Origin of the sequence: Enterocloster sp. OA13, from assembly GCF_022440595.1 — a bacterium.
In the GTDB taxonomy this organism is placed as follows: domain Bacteria; phylum Bacillota; class Clostridia; order Lachnospirales; family Lachnospiraceae; genus Enterocloster; species Enterocloster hominis.
This window is the reverse complement of sequence record NZ_JAKNTF010000001.1, coordinates 5,988,840-6,009,684: the sequence shown is the minus strand read 5'-3', so window position 1 is coordinate 6,009,684 and position 20,845 is coordinate 5,988,840. Positions and strand designations below refer to the sequence as shown.

Here is a 20,845-nt window from a genome sequence, read left to right as displayed (position 1 = left end):
TGATTTCCTTTCCTGAACAGGCAGGGCCTGCTCCATTTTATTAGGCCAGTGCTCCATCCAGTCAGGAACCGCACTGCCAGTGCTGAATATTTTGTCAGTCTGCAAGGCGGAGGAGGGAAGCGGAGTGGTTCCTCCGCTGACTGACGACAACGCGGCAGATGGCAAAATAGGCAGTGCTGGCAGTGCGGTTCCTGGCTGGATGAAGCACTAGGCGCCACCTGACAGATCTTACATCTGAATGATGCAGTCCGGTTCAACCTTCCTGCATACAGCCACGACTTCCTTCATGATTTCATCGAACCTGCTTTCCTCTGCGTCGATTGTCATCTTCTGGGTCATGAAGCTTACGTTGGCGTCTGCCACGCCCTCAATCTTCTTGATGGCTTCCTCCATCTTAGCTGCACAGTTTGCGCAATCCAGGTCCTGTAATTTGAATTTCTTTTTCATTATCATATCCTCCATTTATCATATTATTATAAAAATACTACCTATTCCTCAATGTGTTCCAGACCCTGGTTGATAATGGTCCTTACATGTCCGTCCGCCAGGGAATAAAACACGGCTTTGCCTTCCCTGCGGCTCTTCACCAGGCGGTTCTGCTTCAGGATCTTCAGCTGATGGGAAATAGCTGACTGGTTCATGTTGAGAAGCTGTGCAATGTCGCATACACACATCTCCGACTCGAAAAGCACATACAGGATCTTAATCCTGGTAGAATCGCCGAATACCTTGAATATCTCAGCCAGGTCATAAAGTTCATCTTCATCCGGCATCTTAGCCGTGACCGACTTCACCACATCCTCATGGACCTGGTAAAAGTCACAGCACTCCACGTCATTCATTGCCATGCGGTTAACCCCCTTCTTTTTAAACGTCTGTTCATATGAATGATTGTTCATATGTTTATATCTACATTATATGCTGAATCTTAAAAATGTCAACCCTTTTTTATGAAACCGCAAAAAAATTAATATGGATTAATTTTCACGATTTTAGATAGCATCAATATGGTTAACATGTATAAAAAACAAATATTTTATTACGCTTTTATGAGTATTTATGTATACATATTGCACTTTATATTTTACTTTGTTACAATTTAGCTAATCTTACAGGAAGCAGTACATTGTTCCCATTTTGTGCGGGGCAGATTATGAACGGGGGCTATTGATGATAATTTATGTGTTGTTTTTAGTATCTTCCATAATTTATTTTGCAAAAGTAATATATAAAAATTATCAAAATGGTCTTTCTTTCCAGTATGGTCAAAATAAAATAGTTTATTTTGCCACCATATTGTGCATGGTAATAGGGCAGTTTTTGATTCCATCCATTGAAAAACGAATCCTGATATTTTTAGTATTCTTGTCATTCATTCTATTGTTATATACGATTTTGGGCCGTCATAATCAAGCCAACCATTCGGGAGACCTGCTTCTTTTCTTTCAAAAAGAAATCAGGAAGGAGAAACTATGTATATGTATAGGCATAGGGCTGCATCCATGTCTGAATGCTGATATATGAAGAAGGACACATCAAAAAGGCACATTCCATACGGAAATGCGCCCTTTACTGATAAACATATTATTTGCTGCGTTTTAAGAAAAATGACTTCAGGACCATCCACAAGGGTACCATATACAGATACACTGCAAATATCAAGCTTTCTTTTGGCGCCTCCACCACTGACAGGGGAAACGCGCATGCAATGCTCCAGGGAAGGAGGCCGGCAATCACGATGACCGACATCTCCAGGTTCACTGCCAGTGTCTCCTTTTTTTCCGTCAGTGTCTTGGTCATCTCGCAGGTAAGCATGGTTGCCAGGGTCTGGTTGCAGCTGATGGCACAGGTAATGAAGGAAACCACCACTGTCACGAAGAAAACATTGCTGCGGCATGCCAGGTCAAGCACCCACCGTTTCAGGTTGGACAGCAGGTTGGTGGCGCTGAAAATCCCAAAATAGGCGGATGAAATTGCCACAATGGCCCCGATGCTTACCATGGATTTAAGCCCTCCCCCGTCAATCAGCGCCGCCAGCTTTATATCCCCGGCATGATACCCCCGCACCATGATGTCCATGACCTGGACGATTCCCATATCCTGGTAAACCACACAGATTACGGCCGCCGCCACAATACTGACCAGCATGGTCAGCTCCACCCTGACCCGGAACAGGGAGAACAGGATGATGATTCCTGCCGGCAGCAGCGTAACCGGAGCCAGATAAAAAGCGGAGGTAAATATCCTGGTGCTTTCCACCTCTGCGGCCCCGTTCCCCCACCCCCTGCCGAGATAGAGGTATAATGCGGCCGTAATAAGCAGCGGTACCAGCACCTGCCGTAAGACCTTTACGATAATCACGTATATGTCCGTATCCGTCAGTTCACAGACCAGCAATGCGCTGGAAGACATGGGGGAACATTGTTCACCGAAATAAATACCGGACATGACCGCGCCGCCGATGTACACGGACGGTATATCAAGGGCCCTGCCAATACTTGCACAGATTACCCCCATGGTGGACGCGGTCCCAAAGGATGTGCCGGTCAGCGCCGACATCCCGCAGCAGAGCAGGAATGTCAGCACCAGATAATACCTGGGCGCCATGGAGGACGCTGAATAATAGACAATACACGGTATGGTGCCGGACGCCCTCCAGACAGCGGTCAGAAAGCCGATGAGTATGAATACAATGAGTATGGTCCTGGAATCCTTCACCCCTTTCCACAGCATTTTCCCAAGCTGGGAAACCGGATATTTATTGTATAAGGTATAGATGCTAAAACAGGCCAGCCCTCCTATCAATGCATATATCACGGAAATATCTGTCAAGACACATCCTAGAAGCATAAGCACAAAAACCAGCAATGTTACTGCTTCCGCCATAATTGTTTCTCCTTGTTTTCCTGCTTTTTAATGCACTGCACAGTGGCATGCAACCAGATGGCCCCCTCCGGCCTCCCTAAGCCTTGGCACTTCCTTCCTGCACTGTTCAGTGGCGTATGCACATCTCGGGTGGAAGGGACAGCCTTTTGGCATGTTCATGGGGCTTGGGACCTCTCCCTGGAGGATGATCCTTTCCCTCTTCTGCTCTTCATAGTAATCCGTAATCGGCACTGCCGACAGAAGGGCCTGGGTATACGGATGTATGGGATTGGCATACAGGTCGGAGGATTTTGTGACCTCCACCAGATGCCCCAGGTACATCACACCGATATTATCACTTATGTGGCGGACCACCGCCAGGTCGTGGGCCACGAAGAGGTAGGTGATTCCCAGTTCCCTCTGGATTTTCTTGAACAGGTTAATGATCTGGGCCTGAATGGACACATCCAGGGCCGATACAGGCTCATCGCATACGATGACTTCCGGGTTGCAGGCCAGCGCCCTTGCAATGCCCAGCCTCTGCCTCTGCCCCCCGCTCATCTCATGGGGAAATCTCTGGCTCATGCCCGGATCCAGGTCCACAATCCGCAGCAGTTCATGGATGCGGTCCGATATCTCCTTCTGGGTCTTGCTGACTCCGTCACAGATAATGGCCTCCCTTAAAATGGAATAGACCGAATTACGGGGATCCAGGGAACTGTAAGGATCCTGGAAAATCAGCTGTATCTCCCTTCTGTACGGGGCAAACTCACGGGCAGATATGCCCGCTATCCGCCTGCCCTTGTAGTAGATACTGCCGTCCGTGGGTTGATTGATTCCCAGGATACATTTGCCTGTGGTGGTCTTTCCGCATCCGCTCTCCCCTACCAGTCCGAAGGTTTCCCCTTTCCTGATTGTAAATGATATGTCATCCACAGCCTTCACGGTTCCCGCATGTACCCCGAACACACCTTTTGTTACAGGGAAATGCATCTTAAGCCCTTCTATCTTCAGAAGGATCTCTCCCTTTTCCCCCGCATCCTCCCTGACAGTCCCGGACGCCTTGGGGGTGCCTGCCGCGCCGGTTCCATTTTCCCTCACGTTTATATGGCAGGCCACAAAGTGTCCATCCCCTACCTGCCTTAATTCCGGGCATTTTTCCTTCCTGCATGTATCACAGGCATATACACACCTTGGCAGAAAGGCGCACTCCTGGGGCAGCTTTGATAGCACGGGCGGCGCTCCCATGATCGGCACCAGTTCCTCATCCTTATCATCCTGAAGCCTTGGGACGGATTTGAGAAGTCCCAGGGTGTATGGGTGTTCCGGGTGGGTCAGTATCTTTTCCGTTGTACCGGATTCCACAATCTTCCCGGCATACATCACATAAACCCTCTGGGCGTACCGGGTCACCAGCCCCAGGTTATGGGTGATGATGATCAGGGATTTATTATACTTATGGACCATGTCAATCAGAAGGTCCATGACCTGCGCCTGGGTGGTCACATCCAGGGCAGTGGTGGGCTCATCCGCAATGATCAGCTTGGAGTCGCAGGCCACGCTGATGGCAATCATTACCCTCTGGCGCATGCCGCCGCTCATCTCAAAGGGATAGCACCTCATCCTGGCCTCAGGCTCCGGTATGCCGACTGCGGCCAGGGCCTCTATCCCCTTTTTCCATGCTTCTTTTTTGCTCAGATGGGAATGGGTGCATATGACATCCGACAGCTGTTCACCAACCGTCAGCACAGGATTTAAGGAGGTCATGGGTTCCTGGAATATCATGGATATCCCGGCGCCCCGGATAGCCCTCATTTCTTTTGATTTTGCATCGTACTCCAGAAGGCTTTTCCCGTCAAACATCACCTCCCCGCCGATGATCCTTCCCGGCGGTGTCTGTACCAGCTGCATCACCGACATCTGCGTCACTGATTTGCCGCAGCCGCTTTCACCCACAATGGCAATGACTTCCCCACGGTTCACATAATAGGATACGTCACTGACCGACTTGACCTCTCCCTCAGCCGTAAAAAAAGAGGTCCTTAAATGATTTACTTCCAATAATTTTTCAGGCATTTACAACTTCCCCCTTAACCGAGGATCCAGCGCATCACGGAGGCCATCTCCTACAACATTAAATGAAATAATCAGTATGATAATACAGATTCCCGGAATCATTGCCAGCCACGGCGCCTGTAAAAGGTACGCATAGGCATCGGATACCATATTGCCCCAGGTGGCTGTGGGAGGGTTGATGCCGACCCCCAGATAACTCAGGGACGATTCCGTCATGATGGCATTGCCCAGGTTGATTGTATACAGTACAATCAGGGACGGGAATGCATTGGGAAGCAGATGCTTCAGCAATATCTTGCTTTCCGGCCTTCCCACCAGCTTGGATGCCACAATATAATCATTTTCCTTCAGGGAAAGCACCAGCCCGTTCACCATGCGGATATAGGTGGGTATCATGCCGATCCCGATTGCCAGCGTAAGGCTCATGACGCCGGTTCCCATGATTGCCGCTATGATCAGGGTGAACACCATTCCGGGTATGCTCAGTATGATATCCGTCATCCCCATGATTACCCTGCGCACCATACCGGTTACATATCCGGCCACCAGCCCCAGGCCGATGCCGATGACAGCGGCAAAGGAGCCGGACAGAAGGCTTACATACATGGACACCCTGCCGCCGTATATGACGCGGCTCAGCACGTCCCTTCCAAGGAAATCCGTCCCCAGCCAGTGGGCGGCCGACGGAGTCTGCAGTTTTTCCACCAGGTTCTGGGCAGCAGGGTCATAGGGCGTTATCCAGTCAGCGAATACAGCCATGAAAATAAAGCCCACCACAACCACCGTGCACAGTTTCACGATGATACCGCGTCCGAAAAAGATGCCCAGGGCCTGCTTCCTGTTTCTCTTGCGTGTCTCCCGCTGCAGTTTTGCGAAATCATTATCCATTTTCATCACCCCATTGACTTTCTTACCCGCGGGTCAATAAACCCATATGCGATATCCACAAACAGGTTGCAGAATACAGTAACCATAGATATGATCAGCACACAGCCCTGGACAATAAAATAGTCCCTTTGCTGGATGCCTGATACAAGCATCTGTCCGATTCCTGGTATATTGAAAACATTTTCGATAATAACCGCGCCTGCAACAATATTGCGCATCTGAAGTCCTATAATGGTGATTACAGGTATCAGCGCATTCTTAAGGGTATACTTGAAAATAATCTTATGTTCCGACAGTCCGTTGGCCCTCGCCGTCCTCACATAATCCTGGTTAATCACTTCCAGCATGTTGGAGCGGGTCTGCCTTGCCAGGATGGCGGTGGTATAGATGGCATTGACCACAACCGGCCAGAACGCCTTATGTACATATTCCCCAAAATCCACCCAGGGCGCCGTATATCCCTGGAGAGGTATCAGGTGCATCTGCAGCCCCAGGATGATGACGCCGAATATGGCAACCAGAAACCGCGGCGCGCCCAGGAAAAAGTTAACAATCAGGGTCAGCCCCTGGTCAATCCAGGTCCCCCTCTTTACAGCGGAGATGATACCCACTATAATCCCGGCCAGCACGCCAAACACAAGACCCGGAAGCCCGATGGAGATTGTATTGGGAAGCCGTTCATTGATATAAGTCGTCACATCCCTTGCATTCAGTATGGATTTGCCGAAGTTCCACCTTAAGAATATATTCGTTATCCAGTTCCAGTACTGGACTAAAACCGGGTCATTAAGCCCGTAGGAGTTCCTGTAATCCTGAATCGCCTCAGCACTGGCCGCATCCCCCAACGCAATGGTTGCCGGATCTCCCGGCAGTCTCTGCATGAGGATGAAAACCAGGAATGAAACCAGCAGGATCAGCACTGCCGCTGTGGCGATTTTCTTCCCAACATATTTTATCATGTTACGCCCTCATCAAATACCTTTCTTATTATTCAACTGCCGGTCTGGATTGCTCCCGGCCGGCAGTATTTACATCATATCCTGTTTACTTATCCAGCCAGGCATTTCCCAGGTCCGCAACTGAATAGAACACCTCGCCGATTCCTGAATCCTTCACATAATCGTTGACGGCAAAGAGGGTCGCAACCTCTGCCAGATTATATACGATACAGTATTCATCTGTTAACAGGCGGTTGGCTTCGCCCACCGTTTTCACTGCCTCGTCCTCGTCCGCCGCCATGACAGAGGTTGCCAGGGCCGCCTCCACGTCATCCGGACGGAGCAGGTTGTTGATGCCAAGGACATGTCCGGTCAGGTTCTGGCGGAACATGGAGGCCATCTGCATGGGAACGCTGACATACACGCTGGAGCCGTGGAGCCACATTCCCTCACCCCAGCCTGCCTCAGCCGTATTGGCGTCCGCGCCGGATAAAATGCTGAGGTTCACCTTAATCCCCACCTCCGCAAGATAGGACTGGATAATGGTTGCTGCATTCTTAAGCGCGGAGGTTTCCTCTGTTTTCAGGGAAATCTCAAAGCCGTCCGGGTATCCTGCCTCAGCCAGCAGTTCCTTTGCCTTTTCAGGATCATAGTCATATCCCTTCACGTCCTCACTATAATAGTGGGTCCCAACGCCGAACTGGTTCCTCACATCCCCGTAATCTCCCCAGACCGCCTGGACCAGCGCATCCGTATCAATTGCATGGCAGATGGCCTGGCGTACCTTCAGGTCCCCTGTGGGGTCATCCCCGGTCTTATTCAGGGAGTTAAAGCACAGGAGATAGGAATGTGATTTTACGGAACAGGTCTTGATATCATAGCCGTAAGCCTTCAGCGCGTCCGCGCTCTCCGCGTTCAGGGCAAGGATTGCGTCTATCTCCCCGGACTGGAGGGCAGCGCTGGATACAAGGGCATCCTTATAGATGATATACTCCACACTGTCCAACTTCACGTCCCCGCCCCAGTAATCGTCCCTCTTGGTAAAGGTCTTGGAAACATCGTAATCCCAACTTGTCAGTTCAAACGGGCCTGTGCCGCAGGGATGTTCCTTACAATACTCTTCCCCGTTCTTCTCAAAGAAGTCCGGCGAGAACATATAACCGCATTCCCTTGAAAATGCATATGGCAGGATGGAACTCCACTTGTTCAGGTTCAACTGGACCGTATACTCGTCCATCACCTCAACGGATTCAATGGATGACAGAAGCGCCTCTACCTTAGCGCCCACCTCCAGGTAATGGTCCAGGTTCCACTTGACCGCCTCCGCGTCCAGGACAGTGCCGTCCGAGAAGGTAACCCCCTTCCTCACATGGAACGTATAGGTCAATGCCTCGGGGTCGTATGAGTAATCCTCTAACAGCCACGGGTCCACGGTTCCCTCTGCATTGGGCTTAAACAGGGATTCGTACACGGGCCAGGAATAATAATAGTCCACCCCGGCGCCGGTCAGGTCAAAGCTCAGCATGGTATGTACGCATTCCGTGTTGACACCGATTTTCAATGTTCCTCCTGCCTTTGCATCAGAAGCTGCTTCCATCTGCCCTGCCGCGCTTTCTGCTGATTCACCGCTTACGGCCGCTGCCGTGCCTTCCTGTCCTTTGGAGCCGGAACCGCTGCCCCCGCAGCCCGCCAGCAAACCGGCGGCCAATGCTGCCGCTACTACCAACGAAATACACTTTCTCATCCTAATCCTCCCTTTCTCTACCTTTGAGTTAACTCATTATCCGGTACCAGCTTGTCAGTGGGTCCGCAGAACCCCTTCTGCTTGCGCACTGCCAATGCGTCTTCCGGTTTATCCACATACCTGGTCTCCAGGTCCGCCCATTTCCCATCACTGAGGAAACAGGTCATGGGTGAATAGTAAAAATGATATCCGGTATAGTCATAGTGTTCCATTACATAATCATTGGTACGGGTTTCAAACACATGGCGCCCCGTATCCAGCATGGCGTACATGGCTGAGCGGAAGGAATAGTGGATTCCTGTAAAATGATATCCCCATTTCAGAAGGTCCTCTGCGTCCTCCGCCTTATCGCCCGGATCCAGGTCCGGGTACCAGAACGGTATCTTAACATGCTCCGCCACCTTTTTGGCAGCGCCCAGCTTGCCTCCGTACTTCTTGGAACGGTTGATCTCCAGGGGGCATATGATATCCGCACCCGCTTCAATATACCGCTCACACCGCTCCACAAAACCGTCAAAGTCCTCGTCCACCTCATGCTTGCAGCTGGCCATCAGAAGACAGTCGGTCCCCTCCATTCCGTCCTTTGCAGCCCGCAGCCGCCTGCATGCGTCCTGGATGGTGGCAAGACCGGGGCGGCTCAGGTCGTTGCCGTCCGTAATCAGGATACAGTCAGCGCCTGCCCTGGCCATGCGTTTACATCCGTGATAGGTCTGCAGCGGACGCCCAAAGCCTTCATCCGCATCCACAAACAGGGGCATGTCCGTCATGTAGGTAATCCGCTCTATCATATGACAGTACTCATCTACGGACAACAGGTTCAAATCCGGTATGCCGGTCTGGGAACATGCGAAATCACTGCTGGAAATCATAACCATCTGAAACCCATTCATTTCCGCTGCTCTTGTGGAGATACAATCATAAATTTCCGGGACATAAAAGAATTCGTTCTGATCCATATATTCCCTTAGGGTTTTCTTAGCCATTTTGTTACATACCGCCTTTCGTTTTCGTTTTTTTTATAATACCATATAGTCACTTTGGCGAGAATGGAACACTGTTCTATAAATATGTGTGTATTATTATCCTAGTTGGATATTCTTTTCTCACTATTAATTTAGTATCATAATAATAGTATGTAAAATAACCGGCCGCAGCCGCGGTCCTTCCAATTGACTTACCATTGATAACGACCCACAGGATACAGGGCCGCCCGGCATGGCCGGATGGCCGGACATAAAGGAGAGCTTTCGTTGAATTTTTCCATTATCCCTCACACAGCCCAAATGCTATTGGCAGAATTTACCATAGATTCATCCATATATCCGTTAACCGCATCAGAGAAGACATTCCATCATATCTGCATATTGAGAAAACCCGTCCAGCTCCCTGAGGATATGGCAGAGCCGGACCTTTGCCTGTTCATTCTCTATGATTATGCGGAAGGTCCTTCCATGCGCAAAACCTGCCCGGTTCCAGATGATTTTAATATGTTATCCTATGTGGATGTAGGTGTAAGCTCCTTATGCCATATTCTTACCCTGCTTACAAGGTCCTGCCCGGACCTGTATCCGATTCTTGAGTCCCAGTACCAGCTTGTCTTAACCCAGCGTTTCCTGGAAACGCTTCAGAACGGCTACCATATCAGGATGAGGGACCTGCTCCAGGCAATCACCTCCAACCTGGAGAAAAAGGTGATGGTGATTGAACCCACCATGAATCCCACCGATATGATGTCGTCATCGGATTTCTTTGACCAGCTTCCGGAGCATTCCCAGGTAATCGGACATCTGGACCAAAGCCCCGTGTACATGGGGAAAATCCTGAGAAAGGACATGGGGACCTGCCTTATCATACCCCTGTACCGGTTTGGGGAGATAATCGAATTCCTGATTGTGGGAAACTGCAAGGAACCGCCGGACCCCCTGTTTTATTCCGCGCTTAAAACAGTCATCTCCGCGCTGGCCATTGAATACGAGATGCGCCAGTCTGTCTTCACGGTTGTGAACCGGAGCCGCAACGGGCTGATGGACGCCATCACCAACTCAGGCCGCCTGAATCCCGCAACCATAACAGAATGGGCCGGCCTCCTTGGCTTTAAGGACAAACGCCTGTATATCGTGATTTATCTGGATTTTGCTGCATGGGGCAGCCAGAAAAAGATAGGGACAGCTGTTTACTATGAGATACTGGAATTCATGATCCATTATTATCATCCTGATGATTACTACTTTTTGCGCGCTTCCTCAGACAGCCTTTATATGATAGGGCAGTTTCCTCCTGAATCCCCGGATGCAGCGCAGAAGAAATCCATTGCCACCTGCCAGCAGATAGAACATCTGCTGAAGACAAAATCAATCGTCAAGAAAATGTATTCAGGAATCGGGACCACGCAGCAGCAGATTTCCGATATCAGCCAAAGCTATGAGGACGCATTAAAAGCGCTGAAAATCGCCCACACCACAGATGAATCCATCATATGCTATGAAACATTGGGGATACTCCGCCTGCTGGGCAACATACCGGCCAGGGAAGCCGCTGAAAACTATATACCGGCCTGCCTGAAACACCTGCAGGGCCATGACCGGAAATACAACACCAACCTGGTGGACACCCTTACCGCCTACTATTCAGCCAACTGCAACGCGGCCAAGGCAGCCAAGTCGCTGTTCATCCACTATAAGACCATGCTGAACAGGCTGGACCGCATTGCCCAGATATTGGACTGCGATTATAATGACAGCCATATACGGCTGGAGATTGAGATGGGACTTCAGATTGTCCACATGCATCACCGCGAATATGAATAAGTGCCCTGTATGGCCTTTCCAGCCATACAGGGCACTTATATTGACTTTCTTCATCATTCCAGGATATCCCTGTGCATCAGCAGCCCAATCCTGCGGCTGTCAAGGCCGCGGATGACCTCCACAGCCATCCTGACCGCGGCTTCGATATCCTCCACTGCGCAGAAGTTATAGTGGCTGTGCACATAGCGGCTGGGAATCCCCAGCACCAGCGTGGGGACCGCGCGTCCTGCCAGGCTGATCTTACCGGCATTGGTGCTGCCTCCCCTCCTCACCGTATCCTGGCAGGGGATGCCCTTTTCCTCACCCAGTTCATGGGCATATGCCAGGAATGCGGGATTGGTTATATAGCTCTTATCCATGCACCGTATCTGCACCCCCGCCCTCATGACGCCCTGGGCCTTCTCCCTTCCATAGTAAAAATCATCTGCAGGGGAGCCCTCGAAGACAATGGCTAAATCCGGCTGGATCCTGGCCGCAGTCACGCAGGCCCCTCTCATCCCCACTTCTTCCTGGGCAGCAAAGGCCCCCACCACGTCCACCGCCAGTTCCTGGTCCATCCCCTGCAGTTCACGCATGGTATGGATGATACAGGCGCAGCCCATGCGGTTATCAAAAGCCTTGCCAAAACAAAGCCCATGGTCCCCGTCATAATCAAAGGCCACCTCAGGGGCAGCCGGATCCCCAATACGGATGCCGTATGTTTCCTCTGCCTCCTCCCTGCTGGATGCCCCCACATCAATATAGATGCCTTTTATGTCCAGAGGCGCGTTCCTTTCTTTTTCCGTCATGAAGTGTACGGGGCGGGACGTGATGATTCCCCTTACCTTTTTTCCGCTCCTTGTGCGGACAAGGACCGTGTGGGCCGGAAGGCTGGACAGGTCCATCCCCCCGAGCATGACCATGGACAGCAGGCCGTTGTCCATGATTCCCTGCACCATGAAACCGCACTCATCCGTGTGGGCATCCAGCATGATGACCGGCTTTCTCCCGGAACATGCATCTCTGGCGCACCCATCCACGGAATACCCATCCCCGGAGCATGCATCCCCGGGAACCCCGCTCCCGGTCCCATGCCCGACGTCCGTGGAACCGGGCTTCCTGAACCATGCATAGACATTGTTCATGGCGTCATTGTCCACTTCCATCCCCTTTAAGTATCTCCCGATCACCTTTACGACCTCTTCCTCAAATCCACTGGGGCCAAAGGCGTTGGACAGGTCCCTGATCATGTCAATATCAATCATGTTCATATGTCCCCCTCTTCAGTACATTCCCATCACGCATCATGATGGCGCCCCTGGCAATCACCGTATCCAGGGCCAGGTCCGGACGGAGCAGCAGCACATCCGCGTCCGCGCCCCTGGCAATACATCCCTTTTTCGGATAAATCTCCAGCGCCTTTGCCACATTTGAGGTAAAGAAGGAAAGGGCCTGTGTCAGGTCCACTGCGCCCTCCAATACCAGATGCCTGAACTGGCGGAACAGGTTCCCCACATCCGTGACACCGATTTCCTTTAAATGTCCGTATTCATCATAGCTGGACCAGCTTCCCTGTCCATCTGAGCTGAATGTCAGACGGTCCATGGGCACGCCTTCCTGCCTGGCCTTATCCAGGAGCCGGAGCATGGCCCCCGTGCCCAGCTTTCCTTCGGGGATGCGCTGTATATCCTCGCAGGTGATATCCACATACCCGCCCATTTTGGCAAACCGGAACCCATCCTCTAAAAGCTCCTCTGTCCGTGACATGTGGGTGGGATGGAACGTCTTTACAGGTATGTCCGACCGCCTGAGCGCGTCAAAGATCTGTTCCAGGCGCCGGAAGCCGCTGCCCATATGCGCCACGATGATTCCAGGTTTACCGCTGACCATTCCGGCCGTGCGCACGTCACTTGCCAGCCGGATCAATTCCTCCGTGGATATGTTGGGCGCCCGGTGGTCTGAAAGCGCCAGTTTCACGCCTATGATCTCATCCACAAAAACAATATCTTTCTTCACGCTTCCTGTGATGGTGGGGGAGGGGTATCCGTAGGCCCCGCACAGGGCATATGCGCTGATTCCTTCTTCCTTCAGGGCCTTGGCCTTGGCCACCAGGTTCTCCACGCTCCTCGTCATGTCATCGGTTCCAAGCAGTCCCAGAACCGTGGTAATCCCTGCTTCAATCAGGGAGGACAGCTGTATCTCCGGCGACCTGGTACGAAAGCTTCCCTCTCCCCCGCCGCCAATAATATGCTCATGCTGGTCAATCAATCCCGGGACAAGCAGACACCCCCTGCCATCTATCTCCTGACAGCCACATCCAATCTCCAGATGGTCACCCACCGCTTCTATTGATTCCCCACATATGAGTACGTCCTTCTTCCCCAGGTATTCGGGATTGTACACATCGGCCTGTCTTATTATTATCATGATTCCTCTCCTTAATCGTAATTCCCTTTCTCTATTTTACCATAAAAGGAGGGGACTGTCTCTTTATGGTATGTAATGCTTTTCTCCCTCAGGCCTTTATCCTTCAGCAGGTCCAGCCCTGTCATGGCCAGCCCCTTGGCCCCCAGGATACAGATCCTATCCGCCTCAGGCCCGGCTGCCGCCCTGGCGTATCCAGATGAATGGGCTTCGATGGAAGCATCATCCGTGATGGACAGGTAGTCATGGATGGCCGGGATCCGGATGGACACATTGCCTATATCCGAGGAACCAAAAAGCTCCCCTGGCTTTGGGCTGCACATGCTGATTCCTAAACGCCCCATATTGTCCCTGAACGCCTCGCACATGGGAAGACATGGATACCGTTCAGCGTAGACGGGTTCTGTCTCTGTCTCAGCCCATGCGCCTGTCAGCTCCTCTGCCCGCTTCACGCACCCTTTAATCAGATTAATCAATTCTTCTGCCCGTTTCATGGTTTCCGCGCGTATACAGAACTCACATCTGGAAAACTCCGGTATGATGTTCCCCGCCGTCCCCCCATCCAGTATGACCCCGTTGATATTATCCTGGATCTGGAATGTGGGGCGCATCATGTCAATCTGGTTAAAGACACTGATGGCCGCGCTCAGCGCATTGATGCCGGAAGCAGGAGTGGATGAATGGGCTGCTTTTCCATGGAAGGAAACCGTTACACAACCGCTTGCCCTCCCGCCCCGGTTGATATAGTTATACGCCTCCCCGCCGCCTGTGGGATGCATCATAAGGGCGAAATCCACGCCGTCAAAGCCTCCCCGCTCCAGCATCAGCACCTTTCCGGCCCCGCCTTCCTCTGCCGGGGTCCCAATCAGCCATATCTCCCCGTCACAGGACTCCATAAGGGAAGCCAAGCCTGTAAACGCCCCCACGGCGCAGGCGGCAATTACATTGTGGCCGCAGCCATGCCCTATCCCCCTGAGGGCATCGTATTCAGCAAGGAATGCCACCACCGGGCCATTTCCCCTGCCCTTTTTCACAACACGGAATGCAGTGGGAAGCTGACAGTAATCCCTCTCCATCACCATTCCCTGCCCCTTTAAAAATGCCTCCACCGCTTCCACTGCGTGATATTCCTGAAATCCTGTTTCCGGATGCGCGTGGATGTCGTGGGACAGGCTGACCAGCCCCTCCCGTATACTGTCTATCTTATCAGCTATGGCCTTTTTGTCCCCGCTCAGCTGTCCTGGTTCCATCTCATTGTCCTCTTTTCTTAATTACATGTCTTTTCAAAGCAGGTTTCCGTACTCCATCCAGCTTACAATATATGGCAGGCCGCCTGATGTCCGGGTTCGATTTCCCTGAGTGCCGGGCGTTCCCTTCTGCACCTGTCCACGGCGTACGGACAGCGGTCGCAGAAAAAGCAGCCCTCCGGAAGGTTTACCGGGCTGGGAATCTCCCCCATTGCGTCAATGTGCTCCACCAGCGGTTTCTCCCCCACGGTGGGCACGGCTGAAAACAGCACCTTGGTGTACGGGTGCAGGGGGTTCCCAAACAAGGTATGCTTATCCCCCACCTCCACAATGGCCCCCAGGTACATCACCCCCAGACGGTCGCTGATATGGCGTACCACAGAAAGGTCGTGGGCAATGAACAGGCATGAGAAATGGAACTCATCCTTCAAATCCATCAGCAGGTTCAGGATCTGGGCCTGTATGGATACATCCAGGGCAGACACCGGCTCATCCGCGATAATGAACTCCGGTCTTACCGCCAGCGCCCTGGCAATGCCGATACGCTGCCTCTGTCCGCCTGAAAACTGATGGGGATACCGTCCGGCCTGTTCCGGCCGCAGTCCAACACGGTTCAATATATCCATGCACTGTTCCCTTGCATCCTTCTTATCCTTTGCAATCCCATGGAACAGCATGGGCTCCATGATGATTTCCTCCACACGCTGTCTTGGGTTTAAGGAGGCATAGGGGTCCTGGAAAATCATCTGCATGTTTTTGCGGTAAGGCAAAAGCTCATGGGCGCTTAAATGGCTGATGTCCGCGCCCTTATACAGCACCTGTCCGCCCGATGGCTCCAGAAGCCGTATGATGGTCCTGGCCGTGGTGGATTTCCCGCAGCCGGATTCCCCCACCAGGCTGAACACCTCGCCTTTTTCAATCCGGAAGCTCACCTGGTTGACCGCGTGGACCACCTTGTCCTGTTTCACGATCTTGCCCTTTTCCAGACGCAGTGACTGGAGAAGGCCCTTGGTCAGATGAAATTCCTGGCTTAAATCTTTGACTTCAATCAATGGTTCCATCATTTACCCTCCTCCGTTCTGGCCGCAGCCGGGCTGACAGCTGCATCCCTGTTCCCGTCATCCTTCTTTTTTAATGGGAAATGACAGGCAGCCAGGTGTCCCGGCCCCACCTCCCGCATCGCGGGCTGCTGATGCCTGCATATTTCCTGGCAGTACCTGCACCGCGGCGCAAAGTAACAGCCCTCCGGCAGTTCGAACATATTGGGCACCATGCCCGGTATGTAATCTAAACGGTCCCTGTCCTCATACAGCTTCGGGATGGAATTTAACAGCCCTTCCGTGTAGGGATGTGCGTTAAAGGACACGATGTCCTCTGTGCTGCCTGTCTCCACCAGCTTGCCGCAGTACATGACATTGATGCGGTCCACCATCTGCGACACCACGGCCAGGTCATGGGTGATCAGGATCAGGGCCGTATTATGCTCCTTCACAAGTTTCCTCATAAGTTCCAGTATCTGCTCCTGGATGGTCACATCCAGCGCAGTGGTAGGCTCATCTGCAATCAGAAGCCTGGGATTGGTTGCCAGTGCAATGGCAATGATTACCCTCTGCCTCATGCCGCCGGAAAACTGGTTGGGATATTCCTTTAACCGCTCCTGGGGATTGGGAATGCCCACGGCAGATAAAAGCTCCAGGCACCTGGCCTTTCTCTGGACCGCGTTCATCTGAGGCTCATGGAGGATCAGAACCTCCTCCATCTGCCTCTGTATGGTATACAGCGGGTTCAGGGATGTCATGGGGTCCTGGAACACCATGGAAATGTCCTTGCCCCTTATCTTTATCATATCCTTTTCGCTGGCCCGGCTCAAATCCCTGCCGTCAAACAGGATCTGCTCCGCTTCCACCACGCCGGGATCCTCCACCAGCTTCAGGATGGAGAAGCTGGTCACGGATTTCCCGCTTCCTGATTCCCCCACAATCCCCAGTATCTCCCCTTCCTTCAGGGTAAAGCTTACGTCATCCACAGCCTTTACCACTCCCTTAAATGTATGGAAATAGGTCTTCAGGCCCTTGACATCCAGTAAAATATTATTTTCCATCAAAGCCACCTCGCTTATTTCAGATTGGGGTTCAGCTCATCCCTGAGGAAATCCCCCAAAAGGTTTATGCCGAACACAATGAGCATGATATACAGGCCCGGGAATACGGAAGCCCACCACAGCCCGGAAAACAGCACGTCAAATCCGGTCTTTACCAGCAGTCCCAGGGACGGTTCCGTAATGGGCACCCCGACTCCCAGGAAGCTTAAGGTAGCCTCTGTCAGGATAAAGTTGCCAATCTGTATGGTTGCAAGCACAATGATGGAATTAACTACATTGGGCAGCACATGTTTCAGTATGATGATCCGGTTGGGCAGTCCGATGGTCCTGGCCGCCTCCACGTACTCCATCTTCTTAACAGACAGTGTCTCGCCCCTTACCGTCCTGGCATAGGTGACCCACCCCACCATGGTTAGGGCAATCAAAAGCTTTCCCACGCCCCTGCCGAACACGGACATGATAAAAAGCGCAATGAGCATGGACGGGAAGGACAGCTGGATATCCGCAATCCTCATGATCACCGCATCCACCTTCCCGCCAAAATATCCGGCAATCAGCCCCAGGGTGGTGCCGATGCAGCAGGAGGCTGCCATGCCCACCAGGCCAATCATGATGGAACTGGCGCTTCCGTAGATGATCGCGCTTAAAATATCCCTTCCCTGTTCATCCGTGCCCAGCAGGAATGACAGTTTACCGCCGTCCAGCCAGGCCGGAGGGAGATAGGAATCCATCAGGCTTATCTGGGTCAGGTCATATGGATTCTGAGGCGCCAGGAAACGGCCTGCAACCGCTGTCAGTATGGCAAACAGGACCAGGATACTGCCGATGATGGCAGGAAGATTATTTTTATAATGGTAGAAAAACTCGGATTTCAGGAAATGCTTCCACCAGCTTGTTTTTTCTGCACGTACTTCATGTTCCATGTCATCACCTCAATTCTATTCTCGGATCAACCAACGTATAGAGAAGATCCACCACAAAGTTCAGCACCACGAACATACAGGCAGCCGTCATGAGATACGCCACGATTATGGGACGGTCTGATTTGTTGATGGCGTCAATCAGCAGTTTACCCATGCCGGGCCAGGCAAAGATGGTCTCAGTGATGGTGGTGAAAGCAATCATATTGCCCAGATCCATGCCAAAGATGGTGATGACCGGAATCAGGGCATTCTTTAAGGCATGCCCGAAAAGCAGGCTTCTGGAGGACACCCCCTTGGCTCTTGCAAACTTAATATAATCCTGGCGCATGTTTTCCATGATTCCGGACCTGGTAAGACGCAGGGTCGTGGCCACATTGGTAAGGGCCAGCGTCACGGCCGGGAGGATGAGGAAACGCAGCCCTCCCGGTGCAAACACGCTTAAATTAACCCCCAGCACATTTACCGTGTTCCCGCGCCCCGATGCCGGCAGCGCCCTCAGCATGACCGCAAAGATATAAATCATCATCATGCCCACCCAGAAGGAGGGAAGGGAAATCCCCAATATGGAACCCGACATGATGATCCTGCTGCTCCTGCGTTTGGGATAAGCCCCCGCATAAACACCCAGGGGTATGGCAATGAACAGCACCAGAAGGGCTGCTATGGCAACCAGTTCAAGGGTTGCGGGCATACGCTCCATGATCAGGCCCATGGCTGGTTTTCCATAGGTGTAGGACTTGCCGAAATTACCGTGCAGCACATCCTTTAAGAAAATGCCATACTGTACGGGAAGGGGCTTATTAAGGCCCAGCCTTGCCCGCGCTGATTCCACCTGCTCCACTGTTGCATTTTCCGGCACCAGCATGTCCACCGGGTCCCCGATGAAATTCGTCAGCATGAATACCAGTATGGAGACCACAAACAGAACCACTATCATCTGCACAAACCGCTTAACAATATATTTTAACACTCTGATTCACCTCGTCTTTATCATGGGCCGGATTACAAAAAGGGAACCGCTGCAAAAAATAGGTTTCCTGTTTTGCAGCAGTCCCTCTTACCGTCTTAATCCAGGGCCTGTTTGGAAATCCAGACACGCCCCGGTGCCAGGTCCCTTATTTGTAGGAAAATTCCCAGGCCAGCACATACTTGTTCATTCTTGGAGTATAGTTAAGGGTATCCTTGATTGCATATGTATCCTGCTCAAAGTGCAGCGGGATGTACGCATAATCATCCCTTGCAATCTTTTCTGCCTTTGCTACCAGTTCGCCTCTCCTGGCATCGTCAAATTCATTAAATGCCTCGCTGATAAGGGCATCCACCTCCGCATTGGAGTAGTGTCCCCTGTTAACAGTGCCCTGCCCGGATTCCCTGTCATATGTGCGGAGCATGTCGTGCAGCAGGGACAGGCCGTCGCCGGAAGCATCCGCCCATCCGGTCTGAAGCAGCATGGATTTATTCTCCGCAGGTTTGATGTAGGTAAAGAAATTGGATTTCGGCATCAGGTTCAGGTTGACTTTAATTCCCACCTTCTCCAGGAATCCTGCAACCGCCTGGGCAATCTGCTCATCGTTCATATAACGGTCATTGGACGCATCCAGGGTCACTTCAAAGCCATCCGGGTATCCGGCCTCGGCCAGCAGCTGCTTTGCCTTTTCAGGGTCATATTTCTCACGCTCCACCGGGGTATATCCCACATAGTTTTCCGGGATGATGGAATTCATTTCAAATGCGCACCCGTTCATGATATTCTTGATGATGGTGTCCTCATCAATGGCAAGGTACATGGCCTGTCTGACCTTAGGGTCTGACATGGGGTTCTTCTGTCCTGGGAACAGGGGTGAATCCTCACGGCTGTCCAGGTTCAGGTAAATCTCCCTCAGGCCCTGCTGCCTTAACACGCTGATGCCGTCCGTACCATCCAGCCTGTCGATATCACGCACGGAGATATCAATGGTGAAATCCACTTCCCCGGTCAGCATGGTGGCTGTCCTGGTCGCCTCATTGGTGATGGGACGGAACCGTACATTCTTAATCTCCGGCACCTCGCCCCAGTAATCCTCGTTCGCCGTTAAGTCCAGATGGTCCTCCTTAACCTGCTCCACAAATTTATAACGTCCTGTGCCCACTACCACATCAGAGATTTCTTCCTCTGTTTTTCCTTCTACATTTTCCTGTTTCAGCACGTAAATCTGAGCCACATGGAACAGCATCAGGGGGTTGGGTGTGTCGGTGGTAATGGTGACTGTATGTGCATCCGGCGCCTCAACCTTTGAAAAGGTACTGGTGTAGCCGCTGAAGGCTGATGGGGAGTCCGGGTTCATAGCTGTTTTTATGGAGGCCAGCACGTCAGCGGAGTCCATCTCCTCGCCGTCATGGAACTTAACGCCTTCCCTCAGGTGGAAGGTCCAGGTCAGGCCATCGTCGGAAGTCTCCCAGCTCTCAGCCAGACATGGCTGGAACTTCATATCCGCGTCCTGCATCAACATCGCCTCATATATATGAAGCATCACCTGGTTGGTGGGTCCCTCGTCATATTTATAAGGATCCATGGACAGGATATCCGAGGCCATGGCGATTACCAGGCTGTCCTTTCCTGAGGCGCTGTCCTGTGAGGCGCCTGCATCTGCCTGTGCTCCGTTTGTCCCCCCTGTTCCTGCTGCTGTGGTGGTGCCGGTGGTTCCCCCGCCGCAGCCTGCAAGACATCCTGCAGTGATTGCTGCAGCAACCAATAAAGATAATGTTCTTTTTTTCATTCTAATACTCCTCCTTTTCTTAAAATCAACTGCCCTTTCTTCCTATCCCCATCACTTCCTGATGATAAAGAAAAAGCAAGGGCGCACCTGCATCGTA

Annotated in this window: 17 protein-coding genes; 1 reads left to right on the top strand and 16 read right to left on the bottom strand. The window is 51.9% G+C overall.

What is annotated here, in order from left to right; all coding sequences use genetic code 11:
* Nucleotides 1-228: 228 nt before the first annotated feature.
* The 8 genes from MCJ35_RS26830 to MCJ35_RS26795 form a co-directional block, all read right to left on the bottom strand.
* Nucleotides 229-447 (bottom strand): cation transporter, encoded by a 219-nt coding sequence (locus tag MCJ35_RS26830; RefSeq protein WP_008723777.1) that lies wholly within the window; start codon nt 445-447, stop codon nt 229-231.
* Nucleotides 448-488: 41 nt separating this feature from the next.
* Nucleotides 489-848: an ArsR/SmtB family transcription factor gene (locus MCJ35_RS26825; RefSeq protein ID WP_008723775.1), complete on the bottom strand. Its 360-nt coding sequence runs from the start codon at nt 846-848 to the stop codon at nt 489-491.
* A 736-nt stretch (nt 849-1,584) separates the two neighbouring features.
* Complete coding sequence (locus MCJ35_RS26820) at nt 1,585-2,886, bottom strand: Na+/H+ antiporter NhaC family protein (RefSeq protein ID WP_034577073.1); 1,302 nt, start codon at nt 2,884-2,886, stop codon at nt 1,585-1,587.
* Nucleotides 2,887-2,913: 27 nt separating this feature from the next.
* Nucleotides 2,914-4,941 carry a dipeptide ABC transporter ATP-binding protein gene (locus tag MCJ35_RS26815; protein WP_025484369.1) on the bottom strand — a complete coding sequence of 676 codons (2,028 nt, stop codon included), beginning with the start codon at nt 4,939-4,941 and terminating at the stop codon, nt 2,914-2,916.
* Nucleotides 4,942-5,829 carry an ABC transporter permease gene (locus tag MCJ35_RS26810; protein WP_051400612.1) on the bottom strand — a complete coding sequence of 296 codons (888 nt, stop codon included), beginning with the start codon at nt 5,827-5,829 and terminating at the stop codon, nt 4,942-4,944. It lies immediately after the preceding gene.
* Nucleotides 5,830-5,834: 5 nt separating this feature from the next.
* Complete coding sequence (locus MCJ35_RS26805) at nt 5,835-6,788, bottom strand: ABC transporter permease (protein WP_008723764.1); 954 nt, start codon at nt 6,786-6,788, stop codon at nt 5,835-5,837.
* 85 nt (nt 6,789-6,873) lie between these two features.
* On the bottom strand, nt 6,874-8,511 hold the full coding sequence (locus MCJ35_RS26800) for an ABC transporter substrate-binding protein (protein WP_025484372.1): 1,638 nt from the start codon (nt 8,509-8,511) through the stop codon (nt 6,874-6,876).
* Nucleotides 8,512-8,528: 17 nt separating this feature from the next.
* Entirely contained in the window at nt 8,529-9,494 is a 966-nt protein-coding gene (locus MCJ35_RS26795; RefSeq protein WP_008723760.1) for an isocitrate lyase/PEP mutase family protein, read from the bottom strand.
* A 267-nt stretch (nt 9,495-9,761) separates the two neighbouring features.
* Between MCJ35_RS26795 and MCJ35_RS26790 the strand changes: the two genes are divergently transcribed.
* Complete coding sequence (locus MCJ35_RS26790; protein WP_025484375.1) at nt 9,762-11,318, top strand: PucR family transcriptional regulator; 1,557 nt, start codon at nt 9,762-9,764, stop codon at nt 11,316-11,318.
* Nucleotides 11,319-11,371: 53 nt separating this feature from the next.
* Here MCJ35_RS26790 and MCJ35_RS26785 read toward each other — a convergent pair whose 3' ends face one another.
* The 8 genes from MCJ35_RS26785 to MCJ35_RS26750 form a co-directional block, all read right to left on the bottom strand.
* Nucleotides 11,372-12,562: a M42 family metallopeptidase gene (locus MCJ35_RS26785; protein WP_034577097.1), complete on the bottom strand. Its 1,191-nt coding sequence runs from the start codon at nt 12,560-12,562 to the stop codon at nt 11,372-11,374.
* Complete coding sequence (iadA, locus tag MCJ35_RS26780; protein ID WP_008723755.1) at nt 12,555-13,724, bottom strand: beta-aspartyl-peptidase; 1,170 nt, start codon at nt 13,722-13,724, stop codon at nt 12,555-12,557. The genes MCJ35_RS26785 and iadA overlap by 8 nt, the downstream gene beginning before the upstream one ends.
* A gap of 11 nt (nt 13,725-13,735) precedes the next feature.
* Nucleotides 13,736-14,971 carry an amidohydrolase gene (locus tag MCJ35_RS26775; protein ID WP_240299708.1) on the bottom strand — a complete coding sequence of 412 codons (1,236 nt, stop codon included), beginning with the start codon at nt 14,969-14,971 and terminating at the stop codon, nt 13,736-13,738.
* Between the two features lie 62 nt (nt 14,972-15,033).
* Complete coding sequence (locus MCJ35_RS26770; RefSeq protein WP_008723751.1) at nt 15,034-16,032, bottom strand: ABC transporter ATP-binding protein; 999 nt, start codon at nt 16,030-16,032, stop codon at nt 15,034-15,036.
* Nucleotides 16,029-17,069: an ABC transporter ATP-binding protein gene (locus tag MCJ35_RS26765; protein ID WP_008723749.1), complete on the bottom strand. Its 1,041-nt coding sequence runs from the start codon at nt 17,067-17,069 to the stop codon at nt 16,029-16,031. The genes MCJ35_RS26770 and MCJ35_RS26765 overlap by 4 nt, the downstream gene beginning before the upstream one ends.
* A 14-nt stretch (nt 17,070-17,083) precedes the next feature.
* Nucleotides 17,084-17,992: an ABC transporter permease gene (locus tag MCJ35_RS26760; RefSeq protein WP_008723747.1), complete on the bottom strand. Its 909-nt coding sequence runs from the start codon at nt 17,990-17,992 to the stop codon at nt 17,084-17,086.
* A gap of 4 nt (nt 17,993-17,996) precedes the next feature.
* Nucleotides 17,997-18,962 carry an ABC transporter permease gene (locus MCJ35_RS26755; protein ID WP_008723745.1) on the bottom strand — a complete coding sequence of 322 codons (966 nt, stop codon included), beginning with the start codon at nt 18,960-18,962 and terminating at the stop codon, nt 17,997-17,999.
* Nucleotides 18,963-19,107: 145 nt separating this feature from the next.
* Nucleotides 19,108-20,748, bottom strand: a complete 1,641-nt coding sequence (locus tag MCJ35_RS26750; RefSeq protein ID WP_025484379.1) for an ABC transporter substrate-binding protein — start codon at nt 20,746-20,748, stop codon at nt 19,108-19,110.
* Between the last annotated feature and the right edge of the window lie 97 nt (nt 20,749-20,845).